Annotated in this window: 14 protein-coding genes and 1 riboswitch; of the genes, 11 read left to right on the plus strand and 3 right to left on the minus strand. The window is 34.4% G+C overall.

Annotated elements, in window-relative coordinates:
* Positions 1–227: 227 nt before the first annotated feature.
* Positions 228–405, plus strand: a riboswitch (Lysine riboswitch).
* A 116-nt stretch (positions 406–521) separates the two neighbouring features.
* The 3 genes from dapA to SPD48_RS19260 all read left to right on the plus strand — a co-directional run bounded on the left by dapA (position 522) and on the right by SPD48_RS19260 (position 2,742).
* On the plus strand, positions 522–1,406 hold the full coding sequence (gene dapA, locus SPD48_RS19250) for a 4-hydroxy-tetrahydrodipicolinate synthase (protein ID WP_336259769.1): 885 nt from the start codon (positions 522–524) through the stop codon (positions 1,404–1,406).
* A 367-nt stretch (positions 1,407–1,773) separates the two neighbouring features.
* On the plus strand, positions 1,774–2,205 hold the full coding sequence (locus SPD48_RS19255; RefSeq protein WP_336259770.1) for a disulfide oxidoreductase: 432 nt from the start codon (positions 1,774–1,776) through the stop codon (positions 2,203–2,205).
* 57 nt (positions 2,206–2,262) lie between these two features.
* Positions 2,263–2,742, plus strand: a complete 480-nt coding sequence (locus tag SPD48_RS19260; RefSeq protein WP_336259771.1) for a thioredoxin family protein — start codon at positions 2,263–2,265, stop codon at positions 2,740–2,742.
* 123 nt (positions 2,743–2,865) lie between these two features.
* Here SPD48_RS19260 and SPD48_RS19265 read toward each other — a convergent pair whose 3' ends face one another.
* Together SPD48_RS19265 and SPD48_RS19270 are read right to left on the minus strand one after the other, a co-directional pair.
* Positions 2,866–3,306: a YndM family protein gene (locus SPD48_RS19265; protein ID WP_336259772.1), complete on the minus strand. Its 441-nt coding sequence runs from the start codon at positions 3,304–3,306 to the stop codon at positions 2,866–2,868.
* A gap of 184 nt (positions 3,307–3,490) precedes the next feature.
* Positions 3,491–3,988, minus strand: coding sequence for an antibiotic biosynthesis monooxygenase family protein (locus tag SPD48_RS19270; RefSeq protein ID WP_336259773.1), 498 nt, complete (start codon positions 3,986–3,988; stop codon positions 3,491–3,493).
* A gap of 132 nt (positions 3,989–4,120) precedes the next feature.
* On the opposite strand from SPD48_RS19270, the gene SPD48_RS19275 reads away from it, so the two are divergent.
* The 4 genes from SPD48_RS19275 to hemY all read left to right on the plus strand — a co-directional run bounded on the left by SPD48_RS19275 (position 4,121) and on the right by hemY (position 10,240).
* Positions 4,121–6,553: a transglycosylase domain-containing protein gene (locus SPD48_RS19275; protein ID WP_336259774.1), complete on the plus strand. Its 2,433-nt coding sequence runs from the start codon at positions 4,121–4,123 to the stop codon at positions 6,551–6,553.
* A 264-nt stretch (positions 6,554–6,817) separates the two neighbouring features.
* The gene (hemE, locus tag SPD48_RS19280) at positions 6,818–7,852 is read left to right on the plus strand and encodes a uroporphyrinogen decarboxylase (protein ID WP_336259775.1); all 1,035 of its coding nucleotides are present in this window, start codon (positions 6,818–6,820) and stop codon (positions 7,850–7,852) included.
* 25 nt (positions 7,853–7,877) lie between these two features.
* The gene (hemH, locus tag SPD48_RS19285; protein WP_336259796.1) at positions 7,878–8,804 is read left to right on the plus strand and encodes a ferrochelatase; all 927 of its coding nucleotides are present in this window, start codon (positions 7,878–7,880) and stop codon (positions 8,802–8,804) included.
* Positions 8,805–8,839: 35 nt separating this feature from the next.
* Entirely contained in the window at positions 8,840–10,240 is a 1,401-nt protein-coding gene (gene hemY / locus SPD48_RS19290) for a protoporphyrinogen oxidase (RefSeq protein ID WP_336259776.1), read from the plus strand.
* 200 nt (positions 10,241–10,440) lie between these two features.
* On the opposite strand, the gene yhfH is transcribed toward hemY, so the two are convergent.
* Positions 10,441–10,569, minus strand: coding sequence for a protein YhfH (gene yhfH / locus SPD48_RS19295; RefSeq protein WP_336262019.1), 129 nt, complete (start codon positions 10,567–10,569; stop codon positions 10,441–10,443).
* Positions 10,570–10,736: 167 nt separating this feature from the next.
* On the opposite strand from yhfH, the gene SPD48_RS19300 reads away from it, so the two are divergent.
* From SPD48_RS19300 to SPD48_RS19315, 4 genes are all read left to right on the plus strand, one after another.
* Positions 10,737–11,474 (plus strand): MBL fold metallo-hydrolase, encoded by a 738-nt coding sequence (locus SPD48_RS19300; protein WP_336259777.1) that lies wholly within the window; start codon positions 10,737–10,739, stop codon positions 11,472–11,474.
* 155 nt (positions 11,475–11,629) lie between these two features.
* A complete protein-coding gene (locus tag SPD48_RS19305; RefSeq protein WP_336259778.1) occupies positions 11,630–12,625 on the plus strand; it encodes a lipoate--protein ligase in 996 nt (331 codons plus the stop codon).
* Positions 12,626–13,144: 519 nt separating this feature from the next.
* Entirely contained in the window at positions 13,145–13,663 is a 519-nt protein-coding gene (locus SPD48_RS19310; RefSeq protein WP_336259779.1) for a competence protein ComK, read from the plus strand.
* A 136-nt stretch (positions 13,664–13,799) separates the two neighbouring features.
* Complete coding sequence (locus SPD48_RS19315; RefSeq protein ID WP_336259798.1) at positions 13,800–14,414, plus strand: TVP38/TMEM64 family protein; 615 nt, start codon at positions 13,800–13,802, stop codon at positions 14,412–14,414.
* Positions 14,415–14,430: the final 16 nt, after the last annotated feature.

Here is a 14,430-nt window from a genome sequence, read left to right on the forward strand (position 1 = left end):
TCTTCTAAAATAGGATGATGGTCTTAGTTATATTATACTATAAAATAATAAAATAAACATATACAGTAAAAAAATGGGTATATTTTCAGTATAGTTGAGATGCTAAATAAGCTAACTCGTAAACTATATTAGTGTTGAATTTCAAAATATTCTCCTTGCATCCTATATATTATTCTGTTATATTACAATTAACTAAATAATATTATTCTAAATTCACTATTTTTCTAAGTGAGTATGGAGGCGCAAAAACCATTAGTAAATAGTCAGAAGAGAGTGAGCTCTGGCGATGACTATGGAAAGGGGAATTTGCCGAAGCTTTGAGAAACTCATTATCTTGGAGCTGGGTCTGTATCGAATAGGTGCAGGACTGTCATATAGGAAACTATATGGAGGGCTATCTTACGCACGGAAATGTATATTTATTTACTTTCTATGCAACAGCGAGCCGTCGTTGTTGCTTTTTCGTGTCCAGTATTCAAGCATAGCCTTATATGTATAAAATCATAAAAGGGTGTGGAAAAATGAATTTTGGTCAAATTGTTACAGCAATGGTAACCCCGTTTGATCGCTATGGAGAGATTGATTATCCGGCAACTAGAAAGCTAATTGAACATCTAATTGCAAATGGTTCAGACTCACTTGTTGTTGCTGGTACAACTGGTGAAAGTCCGACGTTGTCGACTGAGGAAAAAATAGAATTGTTTTCATTTGTTATTCGTGAAGTTAATGGTAGAGTTCCTGTTATTGCAGGCACTGGCTCAAATAATACAAGAGAATCAATTGCACTTACGAAAGAGGCAGAAAATTGTGGTGTAGATGGAATTATGCTTGTGGCTCCTTACTATAATAAACCTTCACAAGAAGGACTTTATCAGCACTTTAAAGTTATTGCAGAATCAACTGCATTACCAGTAATGATTTATAATGTTCCAGGTCGTACGTCTATAAATATTGAAGTAGACACCATTGTAAAACTTTCTGAAATTGATAATATTGTCTGTGTTAAAGAAGCGAGCGGAGACTTGGATGCAATGGCAGAAATTATCCGTCGTACAGATGAAAGCTTTTTACTATATAGTGGAGACGATGGGCTAACATTACCCGTACTTGCTATCGGAGGAGTAGGTATTGTTTCCGTAGCTTCCCATATAGTTGGCAATGAAATGCAAAATATGATCAATCAGTTTAAATCTGGAAATGTGATAGAAGCGGGAGCAATCCATCGGGAGTTATTACCAACATTTAAAGCTTTGTTTTCGGCACCAAGCCCGACTCCGTTAAAAGCTGTCTTAAATATGAAAGGTATTCATGTTGGTGAAGTTCGACTTCCATTAGTTCCATTAAATGAGGAGCAAATTCGTCATTTGAAAAAACAGCTTCAATTACAAGTAACACGAGCAAGTTAATTTATATAACATTTTGAACGCACAGTACACAAAACTGTGCGTTTTTTATTTGCAGATAAGAATGAAGGGACATGTTTTCTTTAGCGATAAGCCAAGTTTTCTATATAATCATGAGCTTTTAATGTAAGTGTATTTGTATAAATATATTATAATGGAACAAATGAAGGCTAGTTAAATGAACTAATATTTTGTTTGTAAGTTTTTTTCTATAGTGAACCTATCCTTATGCCTAAACAAACGTACAATTTATCTATTAAATTCATATTTAATTATGAAAAATGAATGACAAAGAACGTTTGTGATTGAGGTTCAACATGCTCGCTTGTATAATGGAAAAGAAGAAATTGTAAAAGTAAGGGGATTTCCGATGAATCTTGCTAAAAAGCATGAAACTCTTTTATTGATCATTTGGACACAAACATTGGTTGCGACTATTGGTAGCTTATTTTATTCAGAAATAATGGGTTATTTACCTTGTGAGCTATGTTGGTATCAACGTATTTTAATGTATCCACTTGTTATTGTTTATGGACTTGCTATCATAAAAAAAGATTTGCAAATCGCACTCCCCGGAATTTTTCTTAGTGGGATAGGAATGATTGTTTCTGCTTATCATTATGGGTTGCAAAAATTACCTGCTTTACAAAATACCGGTGGCTTCTGTGGTAATATCCCATGTAATTTGCAATATGTTAATTATTTTGGTTTTATTACTATACCCTTTTTAGCAGGTATTGCTTTTATTACAGTTTTTTGTTTGCACATGATTATTTTACGAACGAAAAACAAATTAGCATGATTATTATGCTAGATGATTGATGGCCACAAAAGATTTTATTTTATTGGAGGAAATCGTATGAAAAATAAAATGCTAGTTATCGTTGGAGTTATTGTTTTATTATTTGTAGCACTCATCTTTGTGAACAATATGAAAAACAAGCAAGCGCTAGAAGACAATGAGAATCCTTACGGCAAGGATAATTTGAAGCAAGAAACAATTGATCAATTGGGCGATCCTCTTTATCAGAATATTATTGTGCCAGATGATTTGGATGCTGCATTAGAAGACGGGGAAGATATAACGGTATATTATTATAGTCCGACTTGTGTTTACTGCCAGAAAACAACCCCTGTCGTAGTACCATTAGCTGAAGATATGGGTGTAAATTTGAAAAAAATGAATTTATTAGAATTTGATAGAATGGAACATTACAATATAGAAGGTACGCCAACGATTATTCATTATGAGAATGGAAAAGAAGTCGCTCGGATTGTGGGAGAACATCCAGAAGAGGATTTCAAAACATTTTTTGATGACAATGTATTAAATAAATAATTGATTTGAGCGTGATTAATGGGTTGCGTATGTGGTAATTTTATGAAATATAAATGGACCTTTTAAAAGAAATCCGAACATTTCAGTTCGGATTTCTCTTGTTTTATAAGGATGAAAAGTGATTTAATCCTCTTTTTTATCTGGCTCAAATTCTCTAGAAAATTCATGTTGGAGAATATTTTTATTTGTATAATGTTGATCGTCGTCTACATGATCAAAAACGGAATTTCTTAAATATCTGTGATAAAATAACTCCCCAATTAAAATAACGAATGCAGATAGAAAAGCTCCAGTTATTATTGACTGAGCCGTTACATTCCCAGTGAATAAAAAGGAACTAATGAACCATATCCCAAAATAAGCTAGCGCAAAATCTCCAACCGCAGCTACGATATTACCTACTTTTGGCAAGATAAACATATCTACAAGAAAAGAAGCAACCGTTAGAATAATACTTATTATTAATATATTACCAAAAGATACTCCGAATAATAGACCTAATACTACCCATAACACTGCTAATGTCATGATGAATTTTATAAGAAAAGCAACACCTTTCCTCATAACATCTTCCTTTCTATTTTTCGCTCACTTATAGACTTTCCATTTCTTTAAACTTCATCCTTTTTCCCTCCATGTAAAAAAATGTTAAAAAAGGATGCAAATCATTTATGAAATGCATCCTTAATTAGTATGTTTTTTGTCTCTTAAAAAAAGATCTGTTAGTAGCAAAATTAAATAGTATGTTTTACTCTTCTGCCATCATTATATAAGTTGAAGTGAAAGGTCGTTCTGCAAAATATGCGGGGAGACGTGCCATATTCTGAAAGTCCATTTGTTTAAAAAGGTCCGATCTTTGCCAAGAAATATAATATTGCTCTGTTTTCCATTGTGTAAGTATAACGTATTGATTACTTTTTTTCTGTTTTAATAATCTAGCAGCGTTTAGTCCGTCTGTATGTTCAAGTAAAGGGAGTCTTTTCTTCACTTGATCTTCAAACACGGCTGCTCCATCTTCCATAACAGGTATATTTTCCATATGAACAAATCCTGTCTTATCAAGTGCCCCATATGTTTCTAAAATCTCAAAATTCCTTCCAGATACAAAAACGCCTTTCTTCCGATTATCCTCATAGTAAACTAAAGTAGAACCTGCTTTTTTCATAAAATAAAAATCGATGTTTGGATGAGAATCCGTAATGTTTTTTAATACATTTGTAGTACCAGTTGTCATAAATGCCCACATATTATTCCCTCCTTATATCTATTTTACCCTATATTAAATGGAGATAGTCAATTTCTTGGAGAACATTTCTCAATCCGAGAAGTTACCCCGTTTGCAATAAATGTCGTATAATAGTAGGTGATTATAATACTAGTGGCTACATTGAAAGCCACTTGGGGTGATTACATGGATTCAAATCAACAAGATCGTCGGAGACGGAAAAGGTCTGACCGGCATTTAAATAAGCAAGAGAGTAAAAAAAATAAATTCAAAAATTTAAAAGATAATATGTTATTGAAATGGAAGTCCATTTTCCGTAAAGATGAGCCAAACGAGGTTATTATAGAAGAAAAGTTAAGTGAACCGAAGCAACAAAAAAGTAGAAGGTCTGATCAAAACAGCACAGATTCCTCTGGAAAAAGGACGAAATCAGGCGAGAAAAAAGGTTTTCCTTTTTCGATTAAGTATACCATTCTTTCGCTTGGATCTGTATTCGTGCTTGCGTTGATTGCTTATACAATTATTTTATACGGCGGTAAATTATTTGTGGATCAAGATAAATTGATCATAAGTCCACCGACAACAATTGAAACAGAAGACGGAGAAATCATTTGGTATTTGTATGACCAATATCGTTTACCGGTAGATTTAGAACAAGTACCTGATCATGTCCAAGATGCATTTATTGCTATTGAAGATAAACGATTTTATACTCATTCCGGAGTTGATTTTCGTTCTATTATGCGTGCTCTTTACAAAGATATTATTGCTCGAAGTAAGGTGGAAGGAGCAAGTACGATAACGCAACAATTAGCAAAAAATTTATTTTTAACGAATGATAAATCGTGGCTTCGAAAGACAAAAGAAGTCATGATAGCTCTTTATTTGGAAAGAGAGTTTACAAAAGATGAAATTTTAGAAATGTATTTAAATGCTGTTTATTTTGGAGAAGGACAATATGGAATTGAAGCAGCATCAAATAAATACTTTTATAAGTCGGTTGAAGATTTGACGTTAGAAGAAGGTGCTCTTTTGGCAGGAATGGTAAAAGCTCCAAATGGTTATTCTCCGATTGAGCATGAAGAAAAAGCAAAAAACAGACGAAATGTTGTTCTTAATTCGATGAGTGAGTTGGAGTACATTACACCAGAGGAAGCAAAAACAGCTCAAGAGAAAGAAATTCAATTAAATATCGCACAACGAAAAATTAATCCTGCATACCATACGTTTGTTGACTTAGCGATAAAAGAAGCGGCAGATTTATACGGAATTTCATTGGATGAATTAAAGCTTAACAGATACCGTATTGTTACATCCATGAATGAAGATGCTCAACAAATTGCTTTTGATCAATTTCAGCAAGACGGTTATTTCCCAGGCAATGACAAAGAAACAGTCGAAGGTACCTTTGTTATGATGGACCAAGAAACAGGTAGTATTGTTGCGGCATTAGGGGGAAGACATTTTAAAACACTGGAATTAAACCGAGTTTATGCAGCGAAAAGACAACCTGGGTCAACAATGAAGCCTCTTGCAGTTTATGCTCCTGCATTGGAGACGGAAAAATTTAATCCATATTCGACCTTACCAGATGAACTTAAGGAGTGGGATGGGAAAGAAATCCGAAATCATAATAATCAATATGATGGTTCAGTGACATTGTACAATGCAATTAAATATTCAAAAAACACTTCATCGGTCTGGTTGTTAAATGAAATTGGTGTCGATTATGCAAAGACTTATTTAGAGAAAATGGATATGAAAATAGAGGATAAGGATCTTGGAATTGCTTTAGGAGCCTTAACTGATGGTCTCACTCCTATCCAATTAGTGGAAGGATTTCGTACGTTTATTCATAGTGGAGAAATGATTGATGCCCATGCAATTAAAGAAATACACAATCAAAAAGGGGATGTCGTCGCAACGGCTCAACCGAAAACGTCCAAGGTGTTTTCACCACAAGTCGCTTGGAATATGACTGAAATGTTGAAAGGGGTAGTCGAAAGTGGTACTGGTTCCTCAGGCTATTATCCACATGAGTTAGCGGGGAAGACAGGGACGACACAACACCCAAATGTGGAAGGACAGACTAAGGATGCTTGGTTTGTAGGAATGACTCCCGAATATGTTACAGCTTTATGGATGGGGTATGACAAATCTGATAAAGATCATTATTTAACGGGAGGCAGTTCTTATCCAACTGAATTAACGAAAAAAATTCTGACGGAACTAGATAAACGGCAATCATTAGAGACTACTTTTGTAAAACCAGATAATGTGGTTGCATTGGAAGAACCAATTGAATTACCTAAAATTGACGACTTATCAAGCTCGTATATTTTTGGTGGGGTCAAATTATTGAAAGGTAAATTAGAATGGACCAAAGCGAAAGACGAACGAATTGTTTACCGTATTTACGAAGAGAAAAAAGACGGTGACGAAAGAATTGGAGAAGTAAGTGGCACGAATGAATTTATTGTAGAGGACTTCTCTATTTTTAAAACAAACTCTTATTATGTTGTACCTTATGACCCGCTTGGACAAGTAGAGGGCAACGCTTCAAACGTCGTAAAATTAACGTTTTAACGAATTAATATTAACTGCTAAGTTCTTTTGAGACTAAGTTTGTCTAATCTGTCACAATAATTTAAACAAGTTTTTGACAAACGATACATGTGGCTATACAGTAGGAAGGAAAACAATTATAGTGATAAGAGATAGTCTATTTCAGCACTTATTATTACTGCTGAATAAGTAAAGAAGCTATAAAATATAAAAAAGCTTCGTGTGTGCCATCAAAAGCTTGGATGGACTAACATTGGATGGAAATTAGAAAAGGAATGATAATCAATGTCAAAGAAATTCAATGATACAATTTTACGGGCTTATAATGGTGAAAAGACGACTCATACACCAGCCTGGTTTATGCGTCAGGCCGGAAGGTCGCAAAAAGAATATCGAGAAATTAAGAAGAAGTATTCTTTGTTTGAAATTACTCATCAACCGGAGCTTTGTGCGTACGTAACGAGACTTCCTGTTGAACAATATGGAATTGATGCTGCAATCTTATATAAAGATATTATGACACCACTTCCTGCAATGGGGATAGACGTGGAAATAAAATCCGGTATTGGACCAGTGATCGATAATCCGATTCGCAATTTACAAGATGTAGCAGCACTTGGGGAAATTAATCCCGAACAAGATATTGACTATGTATTAGAAACGATCAAATTATTAACAGAAGAACAACTAACTGTACCTTTGATCGGATTTAGTGGTGCACCATTTACGTTAGCGAGCTATATGATTGAAGGCGGGCCATCAAAAAATTATGCTAAAACAAAAGCACTTATGTATAGTGAGCCTAAGACCTGGTTTACATTAATGAATAAATTAGCTGAAATGATTATTGTATATGTTCGTTCACAAATCAAAGCAGGTGTTTCTGCTATCCAAATATTTGACTCTTGGGTTGGTGCTTTAAATGTTGCTGACTATAGAACATATATAAAGCCTACAATGGAGTACATATTCTCCGAATTAAAAAAGGATAATGTACCACTAATCATTTTTGGTATCGGGGCAAAACACTTGTTGATGGAGTGGAATGATTTACCAGTCGATGTGATTGGTTTAGACTGGCGTACAGGTATTCTCGAAGCTAGAGAAATTGGGGTTACAAAAGTGCTACAAGGTAATCTAGATCCGGCTATTTTATTGGCAGATTGGGACACGATTGAAAGCCGAACGAAAGCAATACTAGATGAAGGTATGCAAGACGGACGACATGTATTTAATTTAGGTCATGGAGTGACGCCTGATATTACTCAGGATACACTTAAAAAATTAGCACATCTAGTTCGTACGTATTCCGAACGATAATTTTTAACGCATGAGGTGAAAAATGATGAAAAAAGAAAAAGTAGCTTTACTTGTTATGGCATATGGGACACCTTATAAAGAAGAAGATATTGAAAGGTATTATACGCATATTCGTCATGGGAGAAAACCATCGGAAGAAGCATTACAAGACTTAACGGAGCGCTATCAAGCAATTGGTGGTATTTCTCCACTAGCAAAAATTACAGAAGATCAAGCAAAAGGACTCGAAGAAAAACTAAATGCGATGCAAGATAATTATGAATTTGAGATGTACATCGGGTTAAAACATATCGAGCCATTTATTGAGGATGCGGTTGAACAAATCGCTAAAGACGGTCATAAAAAAATTGCGTCTATCGTTTTAGCACCACACTATTCAACGTTTAGTGTAAAATCATATAACGGTAGAGCAAAAGAGGAAGCAGATAAATACGGTTTGGAGATTTATTCAGTCGTTGATTGGTATGATAAACCAGGATTTATTAAATATTGGGTAGATGAGATTGAAAAGACATATCAAACAATGTCAAAAGATGAGCAGGAAAATTCAGTACTGATTGTTTCAGCACATAGCCTACCAGAGAAAATTTTGGCAGGTGGTGATCCTTACCCTGATCAATTAGCTACTACAGCAAAATTAATTGCTGAAAAGGTTAGCGTCCCAAATTATGCAATTGGTTGGCAAAGTGAAGGAAATACACCAGAGCCTTGGTTAGGTCCAGATGTACAAGATTTAACTCGTGATTTATTTGAAGAGAAAGAGTATAAAGCATTTATTTATGCACCTGTCGGCTTCGTTTCTGACCATTTAGAAGTATTGTATGATAACGATTATGAGTGTAAAGTAGTTTGCGATGAAATTGGAGCAAGTTATTATCGACCTGAAATGCCGAATACTAACCCATTATTTATTCAAACACTTGCCGAAGTTATACTGGAAGAATTAAACTAAACGAGATCACATACCATGAAAAAGAGTGATGTACCGTGAAAAAAATCTTAATAATCGGAGGCGGAATAACTGGCTTAGCCTCCGCTTTTTATTTACAGGAAAAAATAAAAGCGAAAAAGTTACCTTATACGATTAAATTAGTAGAGGCAAATAATCGGCTTGGTGGAAAAATTGAGACGGTTCATCGTGAAGGGTTTACAATTGAACGGGGACCAGATTCATTTCTTTCACGAAAGAAGCCTGCAGTAGAGCTGGTTCAAAAACTTGGCTTAACCGAACAACTTGTAAGAAACGCTACAGGTCAAGCACATATTTTAGTTGGAAAAAAGTTGCATAAGATACCTTCTGGATCCTTTATGGGGGTTCCTACTGAGGTACAGCCATTTTTATTTTCGGGATTGTTTTCTGCTAAAGGTAAACTGCGTGCTGGTATGGACTTTGTAAGACCTAAAGGAAAAACTGTTACAGATCAATCATTAGGTATGTTTTTTAGAAGACGATTTGGTGATGAATTGGTAGAAAATTTAATTGAACCTTTATTGTCTGGAATTTATTCTGGAGATATTGATGAAATGAGTTTAATGGCGACGTTTCCTAATTTCTATCAATTGGAACAAAAATATGGCAGTTTAATTAAGGGATTACAACAGACAATGCCCAAGAGACAGAAGACGAAAAAGAAACAGTCAGGAGTGTTTTATGCGCTCAAGGGTGGTTTTGAGTCTCTAGTTGATGAGTTGGCAAGTCAATTAGGAGAAGATATCATTTCATTATCTACAGCAGTTGACCATATTGAAAAAAAGGAAAATGGTTATCATGTGCTTTTAAGTGATGGAACTGTTTATAAAGCCGATGCAATGATAATTACATCGCCACATACTTCTCTCAAGAAATTCTTTAGTAAGCATGAAGCATTGAATATTGTAAATGAAATTCCAACAACATCTGTCGCAAACGTAGCACTTGCTTATGACCAAAAAGCAATAAAGAAGGAACTAGATGGAACCGGGTTTGTTGTTTCACGAAACAGTAAATTTAGAATTACTGCATGTACGTGGACACATCGAAAATGGCCTGATACAACCCCTGAAGGAAAAGTGCTTCTACGTAGTTATGTAGGTGGGCCACATGATCCTGAAGCTGTTAATTTAAGCGATGATGACTTGGTTGAAGTCGTTTTGAACGATTTACAGAAAACGATGAAAATTAAAGGACAGCCAAACTTTAAAGTAGTTACTCGCTTTAAACATGCCATGCCCCAATATGCAGTTGGGCATCTTGATCGAATTAATAAGATGCGTGAATATGCAGCAAGAAATCTACCTGGAACGTTCCTAGCTGGTGCTTCTTATGAAGGAGTCGGAGTTCCAGATTGTATTGAACAAGGTGAGAAAGCAGTTAACGAAGTCGTACAATTTCTATCTGAAAAAAACTAAAAAGATGAGTCCAATATAGATCCCCAAAAGTTAGATATTCATAATTCTAATTTTGGGGGATATTTATAAGGGTAGTCTTTTTTTTCTTTTTTAATCAAAAAAAATAAGCAACTACTAAATAATAGTTGCTTCATCCGGAAAGGAAGTCTTATTATAGAATAGACTATAAAATATGTTAAAAATGAGTTGAACATCAATTGTTATCTAGCAGGATGATTGCAATCATCACATAGATTACTGTAACAATCAGCTTGCTCAACCATTTCATAACCACAGTGTTTACATTTCTTCTTCGGTAAATTTCTAAAGAATTCAATAACGTTAACCAATATAACTCCTCCTCTTTAGGAATTTTTCTCAAAAACATTAACTTTGAACTGTTATATGTATTGTACTATAACAATATATAAAATGTCAACACTGTTTCATAACAAAAATGATAAAATAGTAATTAATTATAAACTGTATTACAACATTATTGTTTGGAGGGGATAAAATGAAACTGACAATTATTGGTTATTGGGGAGGCTATCCCGCAATGGACGGGGCTTCAACGATGTATCTTCTTGAGAAAGATGGATTTTTGCTTGTAATTGATGTAGGAAGTGGTGGATTAGTTAAGTTTCAGAAATATAGAAGTATAACAGAAATTGATGCTGTACTACTATCACACTATCATGCTGATCATATTGCTGATATAGGTGTACTACAACATGCTCGTCTCATACAATCGTATATAACAGGGGAAGAAAAAATACTGCCTATTTACGGTCATGAAGAAGACGAAAAAGAATTTGAAAAATTAAATCATGATTATACTGAAGCCATTGCTTATAATCCTCATAATGTATTAAAAGTTGGTCCGTTCTTTATTCGTTTTCTAAAGACGAAACATCCTGTTTCTTGTTATGGGATGAGAATAACAGATGGGACAAGCACAATAATATATACAGCAGATTCAGCTTTTCAGGAAGAATGGATAAAGTTTTCTAAAGATGCAGATCTATTGCTCGCAGAATGTAATTTTTATGCAGGTCAAAATGCTTCAGATGCAGGGCACATGACGAGTGAAGATGTAGGTACTATTGCAAAGGAGGCGAACGTTGGAGAAGTTATATTAACTCACCTACCTCATTTTGGTAATCATGAGGATCTAATCAAGCAGGCGGAAGAGATTTATAAGGGGAAAATAAGTTTGGCATATGAAGGAAAGGTTTGGAAAAAGGAGGGATAGATTAAGCAGAAGCCCGTTATAGAAGGTTCAAATGCGTTGTTATTATCGTTAAAAACTAGAGAATATTTTTTTGACTAGATATTTTAAATTAGATAAGCATACTTAGTTACAAAAATATCAAAAACTATTAAACTAAAGATGGGAGGAGTGAGGAAATGAAATTTATTGATAATAAAGGTATTACAGATCCCTATATTAATTTAGCCCTAGAGGAATATGTACTAAAGAATTTTGGTGAAGAAGATACATATTTATTATTTTACATAAATGCACCATCGATTATTGTTGGAAAAAATCAAAATTCAATTGAAGAAATCAATACAGATTATGTTGAGGAAAATAATATTAAAGTTGTACGTCGTTTATCCGGAGGTGGAGCTGTATATCATGATGAAGGTAACTTAAACTTTAGTTTTATAACGAAGGATGATGGCGATAGCTTCCACAATTTTGCAAAATTTACTGAACCAGTTGTAAAAGCACTAAATAGTATTGGAGTTCCCGCTAAATTAGAAGGACGAAATGATCTTTTAGTTGAGGGACGAAAGTTTTCGGGAAATGCTCAATTTTCCACAAAGGGAAGAATGTTCAGCCACGGTACACTTATGTTTGATTCAGAGATTGAGCATGTAGTTGCTGCATTAAATGTAAAAAAGGAAAAAATAGAATCAAAAGGAATTAAGTCGATACGGAGCAGAGTGGCAAACATTACGGAATATTTAGATCGGCAAATGTCAATGGAAGAATTTAAGAACTTAATTTTATGTTCTATTTTTGAAGTAGAGGATGTAGCCGATGTCCCTCGTTATGAGTTGTCAGAAGAAGATTGGGAGAATGTCTATGAAATCTCTCGTAATCGATATCAGCGTTGGGAGTGGAACTTCGGAAAGTCTCCAGCATTTAACAAGAAAGTATCACATAAATTCCCATCTGGATTACTTGATGTTCGTTTGGACGTAAAAAAAGGTATTATTGAAAATTGTAAGATTTATGGTGATTTTTTTGGGATCGGTGAAGTAGAAGATATTGAAAACAGATTAATTGGTGTTAGGCATGAGCGAGTAGCAATAGAAGAAGCATTAACAGAAGTGGATATTCCACACTATTTAGGAAAAATAACTAAAGAAGAATTTATAAATTTAATTTATTAGAGGTTGGGACAAAACAAAATTGGAGATATGAAACACGAACAATACTTTAAGTTAGCGAAAGAAATATACGGAGAACTCCTGCCAGAAGAAACGCCTCGATAAGACACTCAAAAGGCGACAAATATCGAAAGATTACAGACTAAAACCGCCCTTTGCGGGCAACGTCTGCATACCCTTGCCTGGGCAGGAGGCTTGTCAGTGCTGACGGTAACGGAGACACTGTGCAAGCAAGCGATAGTGCGGCTTGAACATATGGATTAGGTGGGACGAACCATGTATAGTCCCAGATGTCGCTCTTATGACAGTGGTGAAAGCGGAGTATATTTCTGAAGCGATTATTATAACTTTAATCATTCGTGTTTCAATAACTCTTTCTAACTTATGTCCCAACTTCTTTTTAGTCTAAAATACAAAGTATTTCGACGATTTTGTCTATTTCTCTTGCTTTTATACTTTTATCTGATAAATTAGTACTTAACTCCTAATTTTTCATTAATAATGAGAGGATGAATAGTAATAATGTTAAATGAGTTACTTACTCTTGATTATGAGGTGACGCCCCTAACAATGGCTGTATTGTCTAATAAAGAGGAGGATGGAGCTACGAACACTGTCGTTCTAGAAGATAGAAGAGAATATACTGTTCATACATCCCCGACAAAAATGATTGATAAAGCTTGTAAGTTCTTTGGGAGCAGTTTAAAAGGCAGACTCGAAGGGACTAAAGACATAAGTAAAATCACCCATAAAGCCCCTATTGCAATCGATCCTTCAAGTGGAATGTACTTCTTTCCAACCGCATCACCTACAAACACAAAATGTTCATGGATTGCCCACTCACATGTAAAAGACATAAACCCAAAAGGAAAGACAAAAACAGAAATTCTATTTAAAAATGGTAAATGTATTACTATTAATGTTTCTTATGGTTCAATAATGAATCAAGTGCAGAGGACTGCTCAATTTCGTTACTCGTTAGATACGAGAATTAAATTATTGAAAGAAGCAATTGCTAAAAAAGAAAAAGGACAAAAATAATAATATCTATTGTCGATAATCACATTTATTTTTTAGGTAAATGTTTTTAGTATATAATATAACTATAATAGGAAATGGAAAATTAGGAGTTTCCGTACTTTTAAGTCATGTTTAAGGAGAAACATACAAGGTGGATATATCGACAATAGAAGCACTAGACGAAGCAAGTGATTATTTCGACTATATAATAGATTTGCTTGATAAGTTAGAAAAACTTGGACCTTTACCAGGAATATTACTGCCTTTTATTGAAGCATTTTTACCCTTCTTGCCATTATTTGTCTTTGTTATGGCGAATAGTGTTGCATATGGGTTATTGAAGGGATTCTTATATTCCTGGATTGGTTCATCTGTTGGCTCAATTGCCATCTTTTTTTTAATTAGAAAATTTCATAAGACACGATTGGTAACGAAAATAATGCAAAATAAACAAGTAATCCATATTACTTCATGGGTAGAACGCCATGGGTTTGGACCTTTGTTTATTTTGCTCTGTTTTCCTTTTTCTCCATCGTCTATTATTAATATTGTTGCTGGCTTATCGAAGGTAAGTAAACAACAATTTATTTTAGCAGTTTTATTAGGAAAGTCGGTAATGATCTTTTCGATTGCCTATATTGGGACAAGTATTTTAGAATTTGCAAAAAATCCAACAAAAACGATTATCGTGACTGGTTGTATTTTGGTATTTTGGATTTTCGGTAAATTTTTAGAGAAAAAGTTGTTAAGAAAATCGAAAAGGAAATCGTAAAAATAGAAGGAGGGGA

It is taken from the genome of Pseudogracilibacillus sp. SE30717A (assembly GCF_037071985.1).
GTDB lineage: Bacteria > Bacillota > Bacilli > Bacillales > Amphibacillaceae > Pseudogracilibacillus.